This is a genomic window from Clostridium sp. M62/1, from assembly GCF_020736365.1.
Taxonomy (GTDB): domain Bacteria; phylum Bacillota; class Clostridia; order Lachnospirales; family Lachnospiraceae; genus Otoolea; species Otoolea saccharolyticum_A.
On the sequence record NZ_CP085988.1, the window covers coordinates 490232 to 510690 of the forward strand.

25 protein-coding genes are annotated in these 20459 nt (G+C 43.2%); 22 read left to right on the forward strand and 3 right to left on the reverse strand.

From position 1 onward, the window contains the following. Window positions 1-67 precede the first annotated feature (67 nt). From LK436_RS02670 to LK436_RS02775, 22 genes are all read left to right on the forward strand, one after another. Window positions 68-1093 (forward strand): aldo/keto reductase, encoded by a 1026-nt coding sequence (locus LK436_RS02670; protein WP_044930987.1) that lies wholly within the window; start codon window positions 68-70, stop codon window positions 1091-1093. Window positions 1094-1149: 56 nt separating this feature from the next. Further along, the gene (locus tag LK436_RS02675; RefSeq protein WP_044930985.1) at window positions 1150-2184 is read left to right on the forward strand and encodes a zinc-binding dehydrogenase; all 1035 of its coding nucleotides are present in this window, start codon (window positions 1150-1152) and stop codon (window positions 2182-2184) included. 23 nt (window positions 2185-2207) lie between these two features. Further along, window positions 2208-3053: an aldo/keto reductase gene (locus LK436_RS02680; RefSeq protein WP_147594765.1), complete on the forward strand. Its 846-nt coding sequence runs from the start codon at window positions 2208-2210 to the stop codon at window positions 3051-3053. A gap of 13 nt (window positions 3054-3066) precedes the next feature. Further along, the gene (locus tag LK436_RS02685; protein WP_008397043.1) at window positions 3067-3624 is read left to right on the forward strand and encodes a flavin reductase family protein; all 558 of its coding nucleotides are present in this window, start codon (window positions 3067-3069) and stop codon (window positions 3622-3624) included. A gap of 13 nt (window positions 3625-3637) precedes the next feature. Next, window positions 3638-4033: a cupin domain-containing protein gene (locus LK436_RS02690; RefSeq protein ID WP_008397042.1), complete on the forward strand. Its 396-nt coding sequence runs from the start codon at window positions 3638-3640 to the stop codon at window positions 4031-4033. A 25-nt stretch (window positions 4034-4058) separates the two neighbouring features. Then, a complete protein-coding gene (locus LK436_RS02695) occupies window positions 4059-4382 on the forward strand; it encodes a carboxymuconolactone decarboxylase family protein (RefSeq protein ID WP_008397039.1) in 324 nt (107 codons plus the stop codon). 1 nt (window position 4383) lies between these two features. Beyond that, on the forward strand, window positions 4384-5100 hold the full coding sequence (locus LK436_RS02700; RefSeq protein WP_044930890.1) for a dihydrofolate reductase family protein: 717 nt from the start codon (window positions 4384-4386) through the stop codon (window positions 5098-5100). Between the two features lie 73 nt (window positions 5101-5173). Beyond that, window positions 5174-6355 (forward strand): alpha/beta hydrolase, encoded by a 1182-nt coding sequence (locus LK436_RS02705; RefSeq protein WP_008397035.1) that lies wholly within the window; start codon window positions 5174-5176, stop codon window positions 6353-6355. A 56-nt stretch (window positions 6356-6411) separates the two neighbouring features. Next, window positions 6412-7266 carry an aldo/keto reductase gene (locus tag LK436_RS02710; protein ID WP_044930888.1) on the forward strand — a complete coding sequence of 285 codons (855 nt, stop codon included), beginning with the start codon at window positions 6412-6414 and terminating at the stop codon, window positions 7264-7266. A 14-nt stretch (window positions 7267-7280) separates the two neighbouring features. Beyond that, a complete protein-coding gene (locus tag LK436_RS02715) occupies window positions 7281-8246 on the forward strand; it encodes a prolyl oligopeptidase family serine peptidase (protein WP_227910159.1) in 966 nt (321 codons plus the stop codon). Window positions 8247-8266: 20 nt separating this feature from the next. Beyond that, window positions 8267-8896 (forward strand): flavodoxin family protein, encoded by a 630-nt coding sequence (locus LK436_RS02720; RefSeq protein WP_044930886.1) that lies wholly within the window; start codon window positions 8267-8269, stop codon window positions 8894-8896. Window positions 8897-8943: 47 nt separating this feature from the next. Continuing rightward, complete coding sequence (locus LK436_RS02725) at window positions 8944-9654, forward strand: winged helix-turn-helix transcriptional regulator (protein WP_008397031.1); 711 nt, start codon at window positions 8944-8946, stop codon at window positions 9652-9654. A 475-nt stretch (window positions 9655-10129) separates the two neighbouring features. After that, a complete protein-coding gene (locus LK436_RS02730) occupies window positions 10130-10582 on the forward strand; it encodes a sigma-70 family RNA polymerase sigma factor (protein ID WP_044930884.1) in 453 nt (150 codons plus the stop codon). Between the two features lie 608 nt (window positions 10583-11190). Further along, window positions 11191-11592 (forward strand): type II toxin-antitoxin system PemK/MazF family toxin, encoded by a 402-nt coding sequence (locus LK436_RS02735; protein ID WP_008397028.1) that lies wholly within the window; start codon window positions 11191-11193, stop codon window positions 11590-11592. After that, window positions 11593-11931 carry a recombinase family protein gene (locus LK436_RS02740; protein WP_008397027.1) on the forward strand — a complete coding sequence of 113 codons (339 nt, stop codon included), beginning with the start codon at window positions 11593-11595 and terminating at the stop codon, window positions 11929-11931. A gap of 26 nt (window positions 11932-11957) precedes the next feature. Next, window positions 11958-12350 (forward strand): hypothetical protein, encoded by a 393-nt coding sequence (locus LK436_RS02745; RefSeq protein ID WP_044930883.1) that lies wholly within the window; start codon window positions 11958-11960, stop codon window positions 12348-12350. A gap of 254 nt (window positions 12351-12604) precedes the next feature. Continuing rightward, the gene (locus LK436_RS02750) at window positions 12605-13723 is read left to right on the forward strand and encodes a tyrosine-type recombinase/integrase (RefSeq protein ID WP_044930881.1); all 1119 of its coding nucleotides are present in this window, start codon (window positions 12605-12607) and stop codon (window positions 13721-13723) included. A 12-nt stretch (window positions 13724-13735) separates the two neighbouring features. Beyond that, the gene (locus LK436_RS02755; RefSeq protein ID WP_008397024.1) at window positions 13736-15712 is read left to right on the forward strand and encodes a tyrosine-type recombinase/integrase; all 1977 of its coding nucleotides are present in this window, start codon (window positions 13736-13738) and stop codon (window positions 15710-15712) included. Beyond that, window positions 15693-17195: a tyrosine-type recombinase/integrase gene (locus tag LK436_RS02760; protein ID WP_008397023.1), complete on the forward strand. Its 1503-nt coding sequence runs from the start codon at window positions 15693-15695 to the stop codon at window positions 17193-17195. Before LK436_RS02755 ends, LK436_RS02760 begins: the two co-directional genes overlap by 20 nt. Beyond that, window positions 17185-17607: a DUF6262 family protein gene (locus LK436_RS02765; RefSeq protein WP_227910160.1), complete on the forward strand. Its 423-nt coding sequence runs from the start codon at window positions 17185-17187 to the stop codon at window positions 17605-17607. Before LK436_RS02760 ends, LK436_RS02765 begins: the two co-directional genes overlap by 11 nt. Before the next feature lie 12 nt (window positions 17608-17619). Continuing rightward, on the forward strand, window positions 17620-17988 hold the full coding sequence (locus LK436_RS02770; protein WP_049932074.1) for a DUF6262 family protein: 369 nt from the start codon (window positions 17620-17622) through the stop codon (window positions 17986-17988). Window positions 17989-18212: 224 nt separating this feature from the next. After that, on the forward strand, window positions 18213-18455 hold the full coding sequence (locus LK436_RS02775) for a DUF6061 family protein (RefSeq protein WP_008397019.1): 243 nt from the start codon (window positions 18213-18215) through the stop codon (window positions 18453-18455). A gap of 180 nt (window positions 18456-18635) precedes the next feature. Here LK436_RS02775 and LK436_RS02780 read toward each other — a convergent pair whose 3' ends face one another. The 3 genes from LK436_RS02780 to LK436_RS02790 form a co-directional block, all read right to left on the reverse strand. After that, window positions 18636-18998 carry a hypothetical protein gene (locus tag LK436_RS02780; RefSeq protein WP_008397018.1) on the reverse strand — a complete coding sequence of 121 codons (363 nt, stop codon included), beginning with the start codon at window positions 18996-18998 and terminating at the stop codon, window positions 18636-18638. A 138-nt stretch (window positions 18999-19136) separates the two neighbouring features. After that, window positions 19137-19820, reverse strand: a complete 684-nt coding sequence (locus LK436_RS02785; protein WP_008397017.1) for a hypothetical protein — start codon at window positions 19818-19820, stop codon at window positions 19137-19139. Then, a complete protein-coding gene (locus LK436_RS02790) occupies window positions 19820-20455 on the reverse strand; it encodes an ABC transporter ATP-binding protein (protein WP_015559483.1) in 636 nt (211 codons plus the stop codon). The genes LK436_RS02785 and LK436_RS02790 overlap by 1 nt, the downstream gene beginning before the upstream one ends. Between the last annotated feature and the right edge of the window lie 4 nt (window positions 20456-20459).

A 20459-nucleotide genomic window follows, 5' to 3' on the forward strand; every position in this document is an offset into this window, starting at 1 on the left:
AGACTTCTTTATGCTCTTCTGCGGATATAAAATTAGAAAAAAGAAGATAAAAAGAAGAGGTGGAAAGATGGTAACCCGCGTTTTAGGAAAAGATTTATCAGTATCCGCTGTTGGACTTGGCTGCATGGGTTTTTCCCATGCTTACGGTGCGCCGACAGACGAAAAAGAAACCATTCGCCTGCTGCGCCAGGCGTTCGATCTGGGATATACGTTTTTTGATACAGCAGAGGTTTACGGCACGCCGGATGATCCGCATATCAACGAAGTTCTGGTGGGGAAAGCCCTTGCTCCGGTGCGGGACCAGGTTGTCATCGCTACAAAATTTGGCCTGCGGTTTGACTTTGAAAGCGGTAAGGTACCGGTCCCCCTGATTCCGGACTCTCGACCGGAAACGATCCGCAGATCGGTGGAGGGTTCTCTCAGGCGTCTCGGTACCGATCATATCGATCTTTATTTTCAGCATCGCATTGACTCTTCCGTAGAGGCCGAGGTGGTGGCTGGTGTGATGGCAGATCTCATAAAGGAGGGTAAGATCACTCACTGGGGCATTTCAGAAGCAAACGAAGAATACCTGCGCCGCGCAAATGCGGTTTGTCCTGTGACTGCGGTGCAGAACCGATATTCCATGATGGCCCGCCATTATGAGAACCTATTCCCCGTGCTGGAGAAGCTTGGCGTTGGCCTGGTAGCCTTTTCCCCCATGGCGAACGGATTTCTTACCGGAAAATATGGAAAGGGACAGACGTTTGACCCGAAAACCGATTACCGCGCCGCTATGCCGCAGTTTACCGATGAGGCGGTAGACCAGAACGCTGCCCTTTTGAAGCTGCTTCATGACATGGCGGCAGAGAAAAACGCAACGCCTGCGCAGATCTCCATGGCTTGGATGCTCTGCAAGCAGCCCTGGATCGTGCCTATTCCCGGCACACGGAAAGAAGAACGGATGGCGGAAAACGCCGGAGCTGCCAGGATCAAGTTATCGTCCGATGAGGTCGATGCACTCGACAAGGCGCTGGATTCGATGGAAATGTCTGCCGTGTTTGGGGGAACACCTGCTTCTCTCCATGCAGCAGAAAAAGGTTCAGATAAGTAAAGGAGATGATCATAATGAACCATATGAAGGGCGTTGTTATTACCGGTCAAAACGCTATGGCTATCAGTGAGGATTGCCCGCTTCCGGAAGAACCATGTTCTACGGGTGCATTTATCAAACCGCTCATCTGGTCGCCATGTACAAGCGATGCGCATCTATGTACTACCGGCTGCGCATCCCTGCCCTATCTGCTTGGCAAGGCGGTAGGCCATGAGATGTGCGGCGAAATCATTAAGATTGGCGCAGATGTGCATGATTTTAAGGTGGGCGATAAGGTCATTGTCTGCTCTGTTATGCCGGTCTGGAGAAGCATGGAGGCACAGGACGGTCGGGCCAAACAACATCAGGACAATATGTATGCCGGCGTGGATTATCTGGATCGCGGTGGCTCCTTTGTGGAAACCTATTATATCCGGGATGCAGATATGAATCTGGCTAAAATCCCGGAGGGCGTCTCGCTGGAACAGGCAGTCATGGTGCCCGACATGATGTGTACCGCTTTTGAAGGCGTTCAGGCGCTCGGGATGAAATTCGGCCAGTCGGTTGCTGTGCTGGGCATTGGACCGGTGGGATTGATGGTTGTCCGCGCAGCGGTTCTCCAGGGGGCGGGTAATATCTTTGCCATTGGTTCCCGCAAGGTGTGTTTTGATGTGGCGAAAGAATATGGCGCAACCCATCTGATCGACTACCACGAACAGGATTATATTGATCGGATTGTTCAGGAGAACGGAGGTCCGGTGGACAATGTAGTGCTGTGCGGCGGCAGTGAAAAAGAATTAAGTTTGGGATTGCAGATGCTGAAAAATGGCGGCACCCTGGTAAACTTAAGCGCCTACTTCAGTAATGCGTCTATCCCCATCCAACCAGCCGTGTGGGGCTTTGGCTATGGGGACAAAACCATCAAAGGCGTTGGATGCGGCGGCGGACGGCTGCTGATGTCCAGAATGGCGCAGCTAATCGCGACCGGCCGGGTTGAGCCGGAGAAACTTATTACCCACCGATACCATGGCATGGAACAAATCCCAGAAGCGATGAACCTGTTCCTGAACCATGACCGGAGCCTGATTAAGCCGGTGATTTATAACGATTGATTTTCAATCAGAAAGGATGAATGATGAAATACGCAACTTTGAACAACGAAGTAAAAATGCCTATGGCGGGTATCGGCACTTTTTTGCTGACGCCAGATGAAGCGGAGGCTTCTGTGCTCTCCGCCCTCCAGTGCGGCTATCGCCTGATTGATACCGCCAACGCCTATGTAAATGAGAAGGCCGTCGGCAGAGCGATGAAGAAATCCGGCGTTCCCCGTGAGGAAATTTTCCTGGAAACCAAGCTGTGGCCCAGCTTTTATGAGCAGGAGGATGCGGTGGAAAAGACGCTGAAGCGCCTGGACATCGACTATATTGATCTGCTGTTGATCCACCAGCCTGCGGGCAATTATGTTGCCGGTTACCAGCAGATGGAGAAGGCTTATAAGGAAGGCAAAGTAAAAGCTATCGGCCTCTCCAACTTCAACGAAAAGCAGATTCAGGAAATCCTGGATATTTGCGAAGTAAAGCCCGCAATTCTTCAGACGGAAGTACATCCCTATTCGCAGGAAAAGAAGCTGAAGGAGTTCCTGGATAAGGAGGGCATCGTGATTCAGGCGTGGTATCCCCTGGGACATGGAGACAAGGCGCTGATCCAGGAGTCGCTATTCACTGAACTGGGTAAAAAGTATGGCAAGAGCAATGCCCAGATCATCCTACGCTGGCACATTCAGGATGGCAACATCGTGATCCCTGGCTCAAAAAATCCGGCGCATATCAAAGATAATTTCGATCTCTTTGACTTTGCCTTGACCGATGAGGAAATGGCGAAAATCACTGCTCTGGACAAGCAGAAGCGTTACTACACCAGCACCCCGGAAATGCTGAAAAAGTATGTGGAAATGGTACCGGATGTAGACGGGCAGAAATAAGGAGGGATTTGTAATGCGTAAGAATTTCGGAACAAAATCATGGTTTTACCCGCTGCCGGTGCTTATCATCGGCACCTATGATGAAAACGGCGCTCCTGACGCCATGAATGCCGCATGGGGCGGCCTCTATGATGCTAATAAGGTGGTGCTCTGTCTGAGCGCCAGTCACAAGACCACAAAGAATATCCAGACTAAAGGCGCTTTTACCGTCAGCTTTGCCGACGCTGCTCATGCGGTCCCTGCAGATTATGTGGGGATGGTATCTGCCAATAACGAGCCGAAAAAGCTGGAGAAGTCCGGCTTCCATACCACCAGAAGTGAACTTGTGGACGCTCCTCTTATTGATGAGCTGCCGGTGACGCTGGAATGTAAATTGTTGAAAGTAAACGAGGACGGCAACATCATCGGCCAGATCGTGAACGTAAGCATTGACGAAAACGTCCTGAACAGCGAGGGAAAACTGGATATGAGCAAATTCCATCCGATTTCTTTTGAACCCGCAAACAATGGTTATCATGTGCTGGGTGAACGTGTGGGAAATGCATTCAGCGATGGCGGCAAGTTGAAGTAAGGAGGCGAAGGATATGAGCGGTGAATTTCACAATCTGTTCCCGCAGGGCGGCCCCAACACGGTGGCCGGGAAGTATTTCAGCGGGGCCAGCTATCTCTGCCCTTTAAGCGATATGGGTGTTTCTGTTTCCAATGTTACCTTTGAACCGGCCTGCCGGAATAACTGGCATATCCATCATAATGACGGCCAGATCCTGCTTTGCACAGCAGGGCGCGGATATTATCAGGAGTGGGGAAAGCCCGCTCAGGAACTGCATCCCGGCGATGTAGTCAACATCCCGCCGGAAGTAAAGCACTGGCACGGAGCTGCTCCGGACAGCTGGTTTGCTCATGTGGCGATTTCTATTCCCGGCTCCAAAGCAGAGTGGCTGGAACCGGTGGACGAAACGGAATATGCGAAACTAAAATAAGTCTAATCGAAAGGAATGGATTCTTATGGATAAAGTAACAGCAGGCAGAGATGCCATGAGCAAATTTGCCCCGAAATTTGCGGAGTTAAATGATGACGTCCTTTTTGGAGAGGTCTGGTCACGGGAGGATAAGCTCTCTCCCCGCGATCGCAGCCTGATTACAGTATCTGCCCTGATGGCCAGCGGGATTCTGGATACTTCGCTTCTCCATCATATCGAACGGGCAAAGGCAAACGGCGTGACTGCCACGGAAATGAGCGAAGCTCTGACGCAGCTCGCTTTTTATGCCGGATGGCCCAAGGCGTGGGCAGCCCTGCGGATGGCGAAAGATGTTTATGGAGAAGAATAAGATGGAGCGGCCTTTTGTTGTATGCCATATGCTCGCTTCCCTTGACGGGAAAATTGACGGGGCTTTCTTCGGTGCGCCGGAGGCAGCTCCGGCACTCAAAGCCTATGGCGAGCTGCGTGGCTTTTATAGCTGTCAGGCCACCCTGTACGGCACAACTACCATGCTGGGCGGTTATGTCGACGGACGGGTCGGCGCGCTTTCTGTCGGTGATACTTTACCGTCCCCAAAGGACTGGGTAAACCCCGCAGGAAAAGTTCTTGGCAATTTCATTGTATCCGTAGATCCTGTGGGAGAGCTGGCGTTTTCCTCCTCCACCATTGAGAAGAAGGGACGCCCCGCCACCCATGTGATCGAGGCACTGACTGAGCAGGCGTCGCCGGCATATCTCGCCTATCTGCAAAAGCAAGGGGTCTCCTATGTGTTCGCAGGGAAAGACCGGCTGGACTGCCCCCTTCTTTTACAGAAACTGCGCAATTTATTTGACATAGAGAAACTGATGGTGGCGGGCGGAGGTATTATCAACTGGTCGTTTGCTTCTGAGGGGATTATTGATGAGCTGAGCCTGGTTATTGCGCCGGTAGCTGATGGTGGTACGGATTCGGTTTCTATCTTTGAGCACTCAGCATTTTCTCCTGAAAGAATCCCTGTGGCATTACACCTGAAGGAAGCTAAGGCTTTAAATGGGGATGCACTTTGGCTTAGATATTGTAGATCGTGACCGAAAAAGGATGGCAGATATGTCTACTGTCATCTTATAGCAAAAATAATACTGAAAGGGAACACCTTAAAACATGAGAAAACGATCAATCATTGCCGTATTCTTCGTTGCAGTAGCATGTCTTACAGGATGTAGATCTGAAAATGGGAGCTTCCGACAGACCTCGACTGAGCAGGTATTATACCAGGAGGAAAATGATGCTTCGGAAGGAGAAAAGCTGATGGAGGGCCTTTCGGCAGTGGAAGAAGCAATGTTAAAAGGACAGAGTACAGATGAAAGTACAGGGATAAGCTTAGAACAGAGACAGGATCTTAGGGAGGGTACATCGGAGGATACGGTAGCAACACCTGAGGATTTCCCAGAAGCTTATAACTATGGAAGCGGACGCATAAGCGATATGGGAAGGACCGCTATGCTCAGGAGGATGCCGGAACCGGAAACTGAGATCACGGTACTGAATGCAGTTCCAAAGGCTGACAGGATAGAGGCATTTTACCTATGGGAAGAGGGAAATATGCCTGCGGTAACAAGGTTTACCGAAGATATGAGGGGTTACTTTGATGACTGGGATTTTAGGCCGTTTGTAACCTCGATCCCAGTAGAGGAGGGCACGGAGCCCAGAGGTGCGGTAGTACTGATGGCAGGAGGTGCCTATCAGTTTCGTGGAAACTACACCGATTCTCTTCCGACCGCAGCGGCCCTGAGACAATTTGGCTTTCAGACCTTTATCGTGGATTACAGGCTGAGTCCCTATAGCCAGGAGGAGGGCGCTCTGGATGTGGCCAGAGCAGTAAGGTTTATCCGAAAAAATGCAGACATTTACAGGATAGATCCTGATGATATAGCGGTCATGGGCTTTTCTGCGGGAGGCATTCAGGCTGGAGAATTTCTGATGCATTATGATGAGATGGTAAATGGAAGCTCCCTTGATGCAGATTATGTGCCTGATGAACTGGACGCTTTCCCTGCCCATGCAAGTGCAGCAGGTATGATATATTCGTTTTACGGCAGGCTCAGCGTCGGCAATATGGATCCACAGTGGCTGTCGGAAGGAGAACTTCCGCCCACATTTTATGTCTATGGTACGGAGGATCCGTTTTACCGCCAGTTTGAACAGCAATACGGTGTTATCAGCAGTATGGATATTCCTACCGGCCGTATCGTACTGAATGGCTGGCCCCACGGCTTCGGAGCAGATGGGGGCTGGGTTAGGGACTATGCTGACTGGCTGGAGGATATTTTTAATAATATGTAAGGATTTGTATTTTAGAGAGACATCAATACTCTTACTCAGGAAGGAAGACACATATTATGGAATATACAACATTAAGTAATGGCGTGAGAATGCCGCGGATTGGATACGGAGTTTTTCAGGTTTCAAATGCAGAGTGTGAGCGCTGCGTGCTGGAGGCTGTTTCGGTGGGTTATCGTTCCATCGACACTGCTCAGTCCTATGGCAATGAGGAGGCTGTGGGAGAGGCTATAGCAAAGTGTAACGTGCAAAGAGAGAAACTCTTCCTCACCACGAAGATCTGGATGTCCAATGCCAGCTATGAGAAAGCAAAGGCTTCCATAGATAAGTCCCTTAGAAATCTCAGGACCGATTATCTTGACCTGATGCTGATCCATCAGCCCTTCGGGGACTACTATGGCGCATATCGTGCCATGGAGGAGGCCTATAAGGCCGGAAAGTTGAGAGCCATAGGCGTATCTAACTTTTATCCTGACAGGCTGATTGACCTGTGTCAGTTTGCGGAGATCAGCCCCATGGTAAACCAGGTGGAGACACATGTGTTCCAACAGCAGAAGATCGCCCATGAATATATGAAGAAGTACGGAGTGCAGCACGAGGCCTGGGGCCCCTTTGCCGAGGGCAAAAAGAGCTGTTTTACAAATCCGGTACTGGTCGGGATCGGTGAAAAGTATGGAAAGAGCGCAGCTCAGATCGCCCTTCGTTTCCTGATCCAGTCGGATGTGGTGGCCATCCCAAAGTCCACGCACAAGGAGCGCATGGAGCAGAACATAGATGTCTTTGATTTTAAGCTCACAGAGGATGATATGAATGCGATCCGGGCTCTGGACGAGGGTAAGAGCCTGTTTTTTGACCACTATGATCCTGCCACTGTGGAAATGCTTACAAACATGGGAAAGACAAGGAGCGTGTAATAGGAGAGCATGAGATGAGCAGAGCACTGGATCGAAAACATAAGAGAGGCTATCAGATAATTGCTTTCAGCAAAAGCTCATGTTTTATTTCACTTTGTCTGAGTCTGATGCTTCTGGTTTCCGGTTGCGGGAAGACAGTGGAGGCTTCAGCTGAAACGGCGGGGGTAAGTCAGGTAATTGACACTGCTGCTTTAAATGAAGGGACGGTATCAGAGGAAGTGCCTGTAGCAACTGAGAGCAGTATCAAAACTGGACTGATAGCGGAACAGATCCTTGAGGGGAAAACAGGAATCATTCATTACAGCTATTATCTTCCGGAGGACTATGATGAAAGCAGGAAATATCCCCTCATGATGACCATGCCCGGCTATGACATGATGTGGTTTGGTGAGGATTCCTCAGGAAATAACCTCAACTGGCGAGGATTTTTATGTTGGACAGAGCTTCCGGAGGACATGATTGTGGTTTCCGCCCAGCTTGAGGACTGGGGAGAGACGTCAGCAAGGCAGGCGATAGAGCTTACGGAATATTTCATAAATCATTATTCCGTGGATACGGACAGGGTCTATGCTTCGGGTTATTCCGCAGGGGGAGAAACTATGTCTCAGGCTGTCTCTATGCGGCCGGATATCTATGCTGCATATCTCCATGGTGCATCTCAGTGGGATGGAGAGTATGCCCCAATAGCAGAAAATACTGTATCAGTTTATATTTTTATGGCTGAAAATGATGAATATTATGGATCAAGGCGTGCGAGGGAGGCTTACGAGCATCTTTATGACGCTTATAGGAAGGCTGGCTGGAGTGATGATGATATTTCTCAGATGCTCCAGATCCGGACTCCGGACGATGAATGGTTTGCAGAACATGGTGTTACAAGCAATTATCATGGAGGAGGCAATGTGGTTTTCGAGGAGGATGATATCCTTAAATGGGTAGTCGGGCATTACAAAAACGAGATTGAAACTACAATAAATTGACGAATAAAGGGGAATATGGCATGAAAATTTTGCTTGTAAATGGGAGCCCACATAAAGAAGGCTGCACATATACAGCTCTTTGTGAGGTATCAGATGCGCTTAATAAAAATGAGATTGATACGGATCTGTTCTGGATCGGCAATAAATCGATTTCAGGGTGTATTGCCTGTCACCAATGCAGGAAGCTCGGCAAATGTGTTTTCAGCGATACAGTCAATGAGTTTCTTGAGATAGCTGGAGATTATGATGGATTTGTATTTGGTTCACCTGTATATTTCGCAGGCGCAACAGGGGCAATCACTTCATTTTTGGATCGGGCATTCTATTCAGATCTGCAGAGCGGAGGCAGAAGATTTTATCTGAAACCCACGGCTGCGGTATTGTCAGCACGGCGTGCCGGTACTACGGCTACATGGGATCAGATGAATAAATATTTTGGCCTTATGCAAATGCCAATTATAACTTCGCAATATTGGAATATGGTTCATGGGACAAATCCAGATGAGGTACGAAAGGATCTGGAGGGAATGCAGACGATGAGAACACTGGGAAATAATATGGCATTTTTTTTAAAATGTATTGAACTGAGTGAAGGAAGGATACCTGTTCCTGTCCAGGAAATTGCTGAATATACCAATTTTATTCATTAATAGGTTTTGAGGGCTATCTTTTTTACGATGGAGGTGGGTTATGATTTATGGGGAAAAAGATTTTAATCATTACAAAGAATCCGCTTTCTTTTAAAGACATCCAAAAGAGGCTTGAAACGGATAATACCAAACTATTTATAGTTCATTCCATAAATGAAGGATTGTATCTATTTCTTGAAAAACAATTCTTTTTGGTAATTTTGGACAGCTCATTTTCACGGAAGGAAAGCATTGCTTTTTTATCCAAGATACATAGTAGTCATCAGGTACCGATTTTGATATTGTCAGGAATGGTCAATGATAAGCATAATCATGATGCTTTAGGGATCGTTTCGGATAACTTCCTTGACAAGCCGGATGGTCTGTCCGCTTCATGGGATAGAGCCGAGTGCCTGATGCAAAATTATATGAGAAGCTGTAAGGACTGCCAGAGAGGCTATACACTGATTTTTGGTGGAAATCTTGTTATTGATCCAATTGGCAGACAGGTATCATTAAACGGAGAAGAGCTTCAGCTTACAAGAAAGGAATTTGATCTTCTGTTTTGCCTGGCAAGTCATGTGGGTCAGGTACTGAGCCGTGAGCAGCTGTATCAGATGGTGTGGGATGAAAATTCCGTTTATAATGTAGATGAAACAGTAAAGGCCCATATAAAATCGCTCAGGAAAAAGTTGACACCTTCGGGAGCCGAGTATATAAAAAATGTGTGGGGAATCGGGTATCGATTCTCAACAGATGAGAATAAAGAGCAGTCGTAGCAAGTTTGCTGCGGCTGCTTTAAAATTCCCTAAGATTTCTCTGTTTGCACCCCTGAAAATTCCCTATTCCTTGGTATCCTGATACCAGATGGAAGCCCGTCAAAAAAAACGGTATTTTGACGGGTACATATGCCATGCTTATAAGAGAACCCTCGGATATCGTTGATATCAGGAGGGACATTTTTATGCGTTGGATTAATTCCGCGCCGCTGCTGATCAAAAGCAGCGACATTCTATTGCGACTCACCTAAACAGGCTGAACGGTGAACAGCCAAAAAAATTGATGCTTCTTCCGCTGATTTTTGCGGCGACAGAAGCGAACCAACAGAACATGTAAAACAGGAAAAGAACGACTGTACAGCGAAAGAAAACTGTATAGTCGTTCTTTTTTGTTGCCTACAGCAGGAACCACGGTGCCGTGGCCCGCCGCTTGTCCTTCGTTTTCGCGCAATTCGAGAATGAAGGAGGACAAGCAATGGCAAAGCCATATAGGCTTCCGGACTTTAAAAAGGTTTATCCGGAAGCAAAAAATGAAATTATTGCTGTGTTGAAGATATCGGAAAGAAAAATGCAGTATCAGGAGTATGACTTAAAAAATGAACAGATCGTGATAGACATGGAAAAGCAGACCGTGACCGTTATTCCGAGTAGGGAAGATTCCTACGAGCGGATGAAAGAAGCGGATGTACAGTTCAGGGACGAAGGACCCGGACCGGAGGAACAGGCCATCCTCCGTATGGAGATCGAGCAACTGTACAGTGCGATCCTCTGCCTGTCTGAGGATGACCGATATCTGATCGTTCAGCTCTATTTTGAGGAACGGACGGAGCGGTGTCTGGCAAAAGAATTAGGATGTTCCCAGAATGCTGTCAATAAGCGGAGACAAAACATTTTAAAGAGATTGCGTCATCTGATGGAAAATTTTTAAAAAAATTTGTTCTCGTGGGTTGTCAAACCGGTCTGCCAACGTGGAAGTAATTGAGAGGGTCAATTTCCCTCATCCGCTCCTTGAAAAATACCGTTCATGACGGTCATATCCGGAAACACAGATACTTTAGCTGTTCAAGCCCAAAAGGGAAAGCATTGCGGAGGATACGCGAGGACCACCTGCAGGTAGTCAGAGTACTTGTTAAAAGAAAAGCATCAAAGGTGCAGAGCGGCAACTATCCATCCCAAAGCAGCCTCGGCCGGCTGCCTGCCATGACCTGAACAGCCTATCATGATACTTCCGTCCAGTCACAGCCCCGCAAGAAGCGGGATCACGCAATGAGGACGGCTCGGAGAGATCCTCGGAGGGGTGAAATGCCCATGACGGCCTTAAGCCGAGGCCGGTCTGTGTTTACCGCCCAAGGGTGCATAAAGTGCATCCGGCTCCGGGGAGTAGTGTCGAATAGGAGCCACGCGAAGCGAAGAACAAGTAAGTTTTCATATTAGAAACTACGGCAGCAGGTGTCCATACATGGAGGCAAAGATTTTTACAGTCCGATTCCACCTGTCGCCGTCCTTGTGATATGAAGCCGGAAAGGAGGTTCTGATGTGGGTATTAGAAAAGGTGATATCTACTATGCGGATCTGACACCTGTTGTCGGCTCCGAACAAGGAGGAGTACGCCCGGTATTGATCATTCAAAATGATGTGGGTAACCGATTCAGCCCTACTGTGATCGCGGCGGCGATCACCAGCCGTCAAGGGAAGCGTATCCTTCCCACGCATATTCGCTTAGAAGATGATCTGCAAGGACTGCATAACAATTCCATGGTTTTGTTGGAGCAGATACGGACAATAGACAGAACACGACTGCGGGAATACATAGGGCGATTGAATGTCAGCACCATGCATGAGATCGACCATGCCATTGCGGTAAGCTTTGGGCTTAATGAAATTTTGAGACGGGATGGTGCTTATGGTAATAGAGGAGAGAGACGGGGGAGGGATTAAGTGGAGAAGATAAAACAAGCATGGATCTACTGTGCCATTGATGCACCAGAAGATACTCATGGCAGACTGAAAGAGCAGTTTAAACGCCTTTATGATTATGCAGAACAGGGGGAATTCGAAACCATTGGAAGTTCCAGTGACTGCGGAAGCAGACCGCTTATGGATCGTCCGGGATTCAGACATTTCATAGAGGTGGCAAAAAAGGGGAGAGCAAATGTTATGCTGGTTATAAACAGAAATCCCTTGTCCTATTCGTCTATGCAGCTGGCACAGATACAGGCTATGGCAGAATCTCTAAACGTAGAGATATGGTCGCCCCAGGAAGGCAGGATATTTTGAGATACTGTTAGAAAGGGGATAGGGCTATGACATCAGATAGTAGAAAAATGATTCAGGACATTATGGATTCTGAAAGTATGGGTTATGCCTATGTGTATCCATTGGATGGCGGTCCCAGGAAGGAATACCTGATTTCCTTGGCACCAGAGAATATGGCAAATTTTATTGGTAAAAAGGGATATGACGCAGAAAAAATAGTTATTACGGATGTATTGGATCGCCTGGTAGTGAATACCAGCATGGTCTTTCTTGATACCTGTCCAGACCAAAAACTGTGTCGAAAGATAATTGGTTATCTGGCACCTATTCAGATGGGAGAAAAAGAAGCCGGATCTATTCTTGCGATAAGCCGTAATACTGCAGATGAATACTTTCAAGAGGAAGATCAGATGGTAATAACGGCAGAGATGGGGATGTAATAAATTATTGAAATGAAGAGGTGACAATATGGTGTGGGTACTGGGAATATTGCTGGGGTTGACAGTTGGATTTATTGTACTTCTGTCGATAGCATTTCGTATTGCTGGAAGCTACCAGATAGACTGAAGGGCTTTGTTGGTAGTGCTTGGATAAAGGGAATAGAAAGGGCCTAATTTCAGTGGTCTTTGTGAATAGCTATATGGACGTTTACGCAATATACTGTGTATAGCGTTAGAGGAAAGGAGAGGGTAATGTGGCAAGATATATCGTAGATTCGCAGATGGAAAACCACGAAAAATATTACTTTATTCGTGAAGTGGAAAGCCAGGATATCGTACTATTACCCACCAAGTACTTGATGCATAAAAAGAGATCAAGGCTATCCCCAAATACAGTCAGAAGAAGTGCTGGAGCAATTTCTTATTATCTGAATTATCTGGACGAATATTCTCTTAGACTGGATGATATATGGGAAATGAAATATGACAAACAGCAGGAACATTTTACAGATTATTTAATATGGCTGCAAGCTGGACTACATAGTGGGGATAATCTCAAAAAGAATCCGTGTAATGAAACATGTAATGCATATTTGAAAGAGGTATTCCGATTTTATGGATTTGCGGGACGACAGGATGAGCCTGTGAAGCAATTGAAGGTTCTTTCAGATATGAGAATTATTGTAAATAATTCTGTGGGAGTAAGAAGAACCATCCATCGAAATAGTTTTCACGGGTATTTACAGGAAAAAGGGCATATAGGAAAAACCATCGAGCAGGATAAGATTGTGAGGCTATTAAAGGCATGTGCCAATTGCCGCGATCAAATCCTGCTTTTATTATTAGCGGAAACAGGGTTTCGCATCGGTGAACTCTTAGGAGTCAGGTATGCGACAGATATTGATTATGAGAGGCATTTATTATATGTCAACTTCCGTGAAGATAATGAAAATGAGGCCAGAGCAAAAAATGCAGAGTATCGGAAGGTTAAAATCAGTGATGCAACATTTGAAATCTTGCAATTCTATATGGAGGAATATCAAGACCTTATCTTTCAACAGGAGTATTTGATTATTAACATTGCCGGGGACTATGCGGGAAAGCCTATGCAAGATACAGGTGTGTATGCCTTAATGGAACGTTTGCAAAAGAAAACAGGGATAAAGGTAACTCCTCATATGCTTCGTCACTATTTTGCAAACGCCAGAAGAAAAGCGGGATGGAAACTGGAACTTATAAGCCAAGCACTGGGACATCGAAATATAGAGACAACGATGAGATATCTGAATATTTCAGATGAAGAGCTGATTGAAGTCAGTGAAAAATTTTATGGACAGCATCAATCCATATATGGAGTTGATAAGTTGCTTTAAGGAGGGAACTATGTGCCTGCATTAAGAATATTAAATACGGAACTTCAAGAAAAGTTGGACTACCTTCGCACTCAACTGACAAAAGGAAATGAAGCACCGAGTATAGGCTGGGAATATGCAGAGTACTACCTGGCAGAGGCAGGAATATATGATGTTCTGCTAATAGAAGAAAAAGATTTCTGTAACTATAAATCCTTTTTGATAAAAACAGGCCGCTTTACAAAAAATCAGGTTTTTCAATTATCAGGATCTTTACGGAGACTTAAGCAGGAACTTATCCAAAATGAATACGGAGAACTGATAAATGAAATTGAGCAGTGTGATACAGCCCAAAGTAAGCTGAAAGGGAATGTCAGGAACTTTTTGATACGCCAAGGGATACATCATATCAGAGAAGTGGATTATGGTATCCGGAAACTGTATGAAAGTGAATTAAAGAAAACAAAATCTTCATCTAAAACTTTTGAGTATTTAAAAGCACTGGATCGAATCAAACAATTTGATATCAGAAAAGAGATGACAACTGTTTCAGGAAGAAACCGAATGCAGCTTAAATATGAAAAACAAGTGATTTTCCTGCCCTATATTCCAGATCAGGATCTGGCTGCAGAGTTTGAGTATATTCATGATAAGAGCGAATTGGTGTGGGACTTTAGCCGGAATGCATCAGAAAAGCTAAAGAGGCAGGTCTTTCAAGTGTTATGTTATGCACTGGAAAATATAAAAGACGGCAAGGACCGTAGGGTTCGGTATCTGCTTCCTTTAAAGTGGCTGTACGAATTTTGTATAGAGAAAGAAATCGGAGATATCGAATGCCTTGAGATAGCTCAGATACAAGGGTTAGAAACAATTGTTGCAGGCAAAGTTGTCAATGTGAAAAACAGCATGCAGATTGTGGATAACAGCCGCAAAATATTATTTATGAGTGGACAGGAAATTCATTGGCATGCGAATGTTTGGTATCTGGAACGGTTCAATTTCGCACCGGAACGAATCAATCCAAGCAATCCTGTGTATCGTTTTACATTTTATGAAGTGTTGAATTTGAAGAATCGGGAACTGCTGCAGGAATATATGAGGTATCAAGTGGGTATCGGTAACCTGACAATCAATAATATTCGAAGCCAGCTTAGCTATATAAAAAGGTTCTTAATCTATTTTGATGGGATGGAATCTATATGCCGAGTTACAGATGAGCAGATAGGCGAATACTTTACTTTAATTATAGATGAGGGAAATAAGGCGGAGACAGTAAACAGACAGATATTTGATGTTTATAAGTTTTTCCAATATCTGAATGTCAAAGGATATATTAAGAAGCAAGTCTTTGATCCTGGCTACTATAGTTTAAAAGCCCATCCTTATCATCATGACCGGAGCGTTCAAGAAGATAAGTACATGGAGATTTTAAACAAGCTGAAATATTTTCCGGAAGTCCAACGTTTGATTTTCTTAAACCTATGGGCAACCGGATTGCGAATCAGCGAGGTTTGTACTCTGAAAGGGGGTGCTTATTATTGGGATGGAGAAGATGCCTGGCTCAAAGTATATCAGATTAAGATGAAAGCGGAGAAGATGATTCCAATATCGTTGGTACTTTATCGGATCATGAAGATTTATATAAAAAAGCATCAGATTAAAACTACGGAATTCCTTTTTAAAGCACAAGATGGAGGTGCATATCGGACAGGAACATTCCTCAAAGGCTTTAGATCAAACTGTAAGAAATATGGCGTGTGCCTTTCCGGAGATAAATTTAAAACTCATGATTACCGGCATACTATGGCAAGCGGTCTTTATGATAATGGAGTATCTATTCAGACAATACGCGATTATTTGGGTCATAACAATGAAGATATGACGAAGCAGTATATAGACTATATGCCAAAGAGGATAGAACAAGCCAATACGGACTATTTTAGACAGCCTGGTAACGCCCTTGCAGCTGGGATTATACCGAAAAAGAGAGGTGAGAAAACTGGAAAATAAGATACATATCTATGAGCTGGATTGTTATATCAATGCTACAGAAGAACAGAAATCAAAAATGCGGATTCGAAAAGAACGTTACTTTGATTTAGATGGACTCCCCTCGGAAGAGGTAAAGAGCCTGCTGGAGGATTTCATTTGGGAAAGAGGAAAGAGGCTTGCACCAAGCAGCTTGGCTTCTGAAATCCTTTATTATAATAATATCTGTCACTTCCTGATTGATAAAGATATTAAGGCGCTTAGGTATAAAGATGAGAACAAAATCATTCTGCAGTTAAAAAGCTGGATGCTTGAAGAAGGATACGCTCTTACGAGTAAGAAGTATCGGGAAATTTCTGGAATTACAGCTATAGAAACTCCAAATATGGTTAAACATATGAAAAAAATTCTGGAGTATTCCCAAAAGAATGAAGAATGCTCAGAACAGGACAGGGACATCTGGCGGCTGGATAAGTTCGACTTCCCCCTTCGGATAAATCCAATAAAGAATGTAAAGACTATAAGTTTTAAGCCAATCAATCAAGAGGTTATCCGTAAGGAAGTCAAAGCGGCAATTTTTATGCATTTAAAATATGAAGCATTAGGAACCATTATTGCTGAAATGACAGCGACCAAGAGGTTTTGCAAATACCTGGCTTTAAGGCACACGGATATACAATCCTTACTGGATTTAACACGGGATATCATAGAAAAGTATTTGATCTATCTCCAGACCGAGGCAAAAGACAGGAAAAATTATCGTACCGATTTATATAGCTTAAGGCGGGTAATAGAAGATGTTGGTAATCATTATGACAGACAGGACATTAAATGTTTATTTATAAGCAATGATTTCCCAAGTACGCCGAGATACCTGTTTCGCTTCTACTCGGATGAAACCATAAAGCGATTGAATGAGTATATCTTCCAGATGGATGAGCAAATAGCCAGAGCTCTGATTCTTCACCAACTGCTGGGAACAAGGATCTCAGATACGCTTACGCTGAAAACAGACTGTTTGAGTATTAGAGAAAACCGGTATTTTATAAGGATTGAGCAGGTAAAATCAATCACATACAAAAAAGCTATTAGTGATGAAGTGGCCCGACTTATTATAAAAGCTATTGACTACACGGAACAGCAGTATGGAAAAACAGAATATATTTTTGTAAAGAAGGATGACCCATCAAAGCCATTTCAATATAGCATGCTTCAGAATCAGGTTATGAAACTGATTAGGAGAAACGATATACGGGATGAGAACGGGGAGCTGCTAAACTTTGGGACCCATATGTTCAGGCATTGCTATGGAAAAAAATTAACAGAGATGCATATCGATGACTGGATGATCGCAAGGCTCCTTGGGCATAAAACTTTGCAAAGTGTGTCTTATTACCGCAAAATCGGGAACAAAATGATGGCAGATGAAACACGGGCAGCCAGAGAAAGGATTGATATGATTTTGCTGGATATTGTGAAGGAGTGGGATGGCTATGAAATATGACAAGATGATAGCCGTGAACAGAGCAGAGAGTGAGAAGAAAGTTGAAAAGGCCATACAGGCGATAGAGGATATGAAGTCCAGAGGTGTTCAAGTTTCTGTGACGGAACTAACTCGTTGTACGGGCTTATCCAGAGGTTTCTTTTATAAAAATATGTTAGTACGCCAGAAGTTGGACGAGGTTACTAAGCAAATTTCACCAATTAGAGAAGGGCAAACGGCACGGAATCAGTTTGTAAGAGATAGCAAACTACAGGCTATCAGGGAAGATTTTGGAAAGTCTGAAGCTGAAAACCAGAGGCTGAAACTTGAAAATGCGCAGCTTGCTCAAAGGTGTACTGATCTTCAAAAAGAGGTAGATGCATTGAAAAAACGGTTGGATCGAAAAGAAATTGCTTTACTGAAAAAAATATAGGAGGAGCTAAAATTGAAGTATGATAAAATAGTTCGGATGAAGAAACAGAAGGCAAAGCAGAATTTAGAAATAGTCAGAATAGAGATTGAAAATATGCTTAAATCTGGTGAGAGCATCAATGTAACAGCTTTAGCTAAAAGGGCTGGAGTTTCAAGAAGCTATTTTTACAGAAATAAAGAAGCGGCTCAATTGGTAAATCAAGCATTAAAAAAAGAAGAACATATTTTAAAAGAGCACGCAGGTGTTGTACATATCCCGGAAGATATTGAAGAAAAGATGATTGATTTGCGAATAGAAATTATGAGACTTGAGAGTGAAAATTACAATTTTGATACCTACAATTCTTTAACACCTAACTGGTATTATAAAGTGTTACGATAAAATCCGCAATGCCTTGATTTTACTACAGTTTTGGCAAGTGAGCTTTCCCTTAGACTTTCCCTTATGTTATATCCTTTTCCCTTGTGTTACGACACCTCATAAGGGCAAAAACAAGGGAAGCAAAATCCGGTAACAGCTAATAACATTATATAAATCACATAATCGGCTGGAACTGGTCAAGATGCTTCTACAACTGAAACAGATAAGAGAAAGGACTTTGCAATATGAATATCGTTCATGCAGAATATAATAAATATCACAACATCATAGACATCAATTATTACAATGGCTACATACTTCGGATTGACTGTGGCAAGGCAGAAGATGGATTGATTACTACTCCTAACTCTCAACGAATGTTGGATGCACTGGCGATTGACAATCCACTAGAATATGCCCGTTTGTATCTTGATTCAGAAATGCAAGATTGGGTGAATGCGATGAATATGGAATGGTATAGCACTTGATAAAAGAACATAAAAATGAGAAGAAATCTGTCAAAAGTATTTCTATAAAATACGATATTTCTTTAGCCCTTCCATAAATAATGAAATAGAGCCGATAACTCACAATCGAAATAACGAGTGATTCATCGGCTCTATATTTTATGGTTATGGATATCATGAGTATCGCTTTATATGCAATTGCTATTTTGTTAATTCCCAATATTTATGACCCATAAAGAAGATTGTTAATTCGTTTTGATCTACTTCTATCTCAAAATTCACGCTATTATCTCTCTGTTCCACAAAAATCATATTTGAGGAAGATATGCTATATAATGCATTGCCACAGGTAATACCCAATTCGGGCATATCTTTGTTTACAACAAGTCCTCCATTTTCTTGAAAGGTAAACACTTCCTCTGCATTTGCATTCTTCCATGTACCAATAATATTTTTTTTATTCTGAATGTGCTTTATTTTTCCAACACATACAACGATAAGTATAGCTACACTTACAATTAAAGCAATGCCTACAACACTCTTTGCCAATTTCTTTTTATTCAATTTCTATTATCTCCATTTTTAGTTTCTTTAAGATTGAATGATTCCATATTGCTTAATTCAGTATCTCCATGAATTTCTAACATTGATACGCTTCTCACAGGAAATAGAATAGGAGAGATTCATTCATAAATAATTAAATCATTCATACTTACCTGAATTTGTAATGTTTTTCCATATTTTCTCATAATTATCTACTATAGTTTTTTCTGAGGTCAAAAATGCAAACATAGATATACTTGAATAGAGAGTTTCCGCCGAATCAAAAACCACACAACTTTCATCATGAGTTAGATTTCTCTTTGAATATATTTCCGATACAGGCATAAATGAATTTTCTTCCTCTTTGGTGTATTTATACCCATCAATACATCCTAGATTTTTTAAAAATATTAAATAAGTATCTTCGGTCTTCAGATATTGCCATCCGTTAGTGTAAAATTCTTCACCTCTAACAAATGATACAGGTTCTATAATGTAAATACAGTCACCTACTGAAAGATTAGCAGAATTATCCTTATAGATTTCCTCTATTTTTACCATTGTTTTTGTTGATCGTAAACTCATTTCACGAGAATTTGTTACAGTTATACGAGCTATTAAAGAAGAATCTTTTTCCATATCATCCAATGAGTAATTACTTTCATTGTTAAAGTAAGAAGTTTTCTGCCCTCCTGTATAGAAAATTTCCATAGCTGTATTTTCTGATAAAGCAATATCAGGATCATGAACCCCTGTAGTTGTTTTTATCCCAGTCTTTCCATAGAATAAGGCTGTCACCATACAAATGATTACAACACAGATAGTTAATACAAATTTCTTCATTACATCAACTCCTTAATTTTACCAAATTCCATGCATATCTTCTCATCCGCTAATATTTCAATATCTTCTTTATTATGGCTTGTCAGTATAGTAATGGTATCATTCTTTTTTTCTTCCAATATACGTTCACGAAATAAATCAATGCTATGCTGATCCAATGCGTTAGTTGGCTCATCCAAAAGCAAAATTTTTGGATGTTCCATCAGTGCTTGACAAAGAGCTAGTTTTTGACGCATTCCTAATGAATATTTATTTACTTTTTTCTTTGATTTGGGATCAAGACCAAAGTATATCATTATTTCATATATTTCTTCATCTGATACAATTCCTTTTATATTGGAAAGCATTTTCAAATTTTCAAATCCTGAATACATACTCCAAAAAGAAATATTTTCAATAACAGCTCCTAAATCTGGTAAAACATCCATATCTTTATGTAATGCCTTGTGATTATATTTTATGTATCCTTTGTCTGTATTTATAAAACCTGCAATGGCTCTGAGTAGCATTGTTTTACCTGAACCATTTTTACCATATATTCCATATATTTTACCAGATTCAAATGTATAACTGATATCATCAAGCACTTTTTCACCTTTAATTGACTTTGAAATAGATTTTACATATAAATTCATGGAT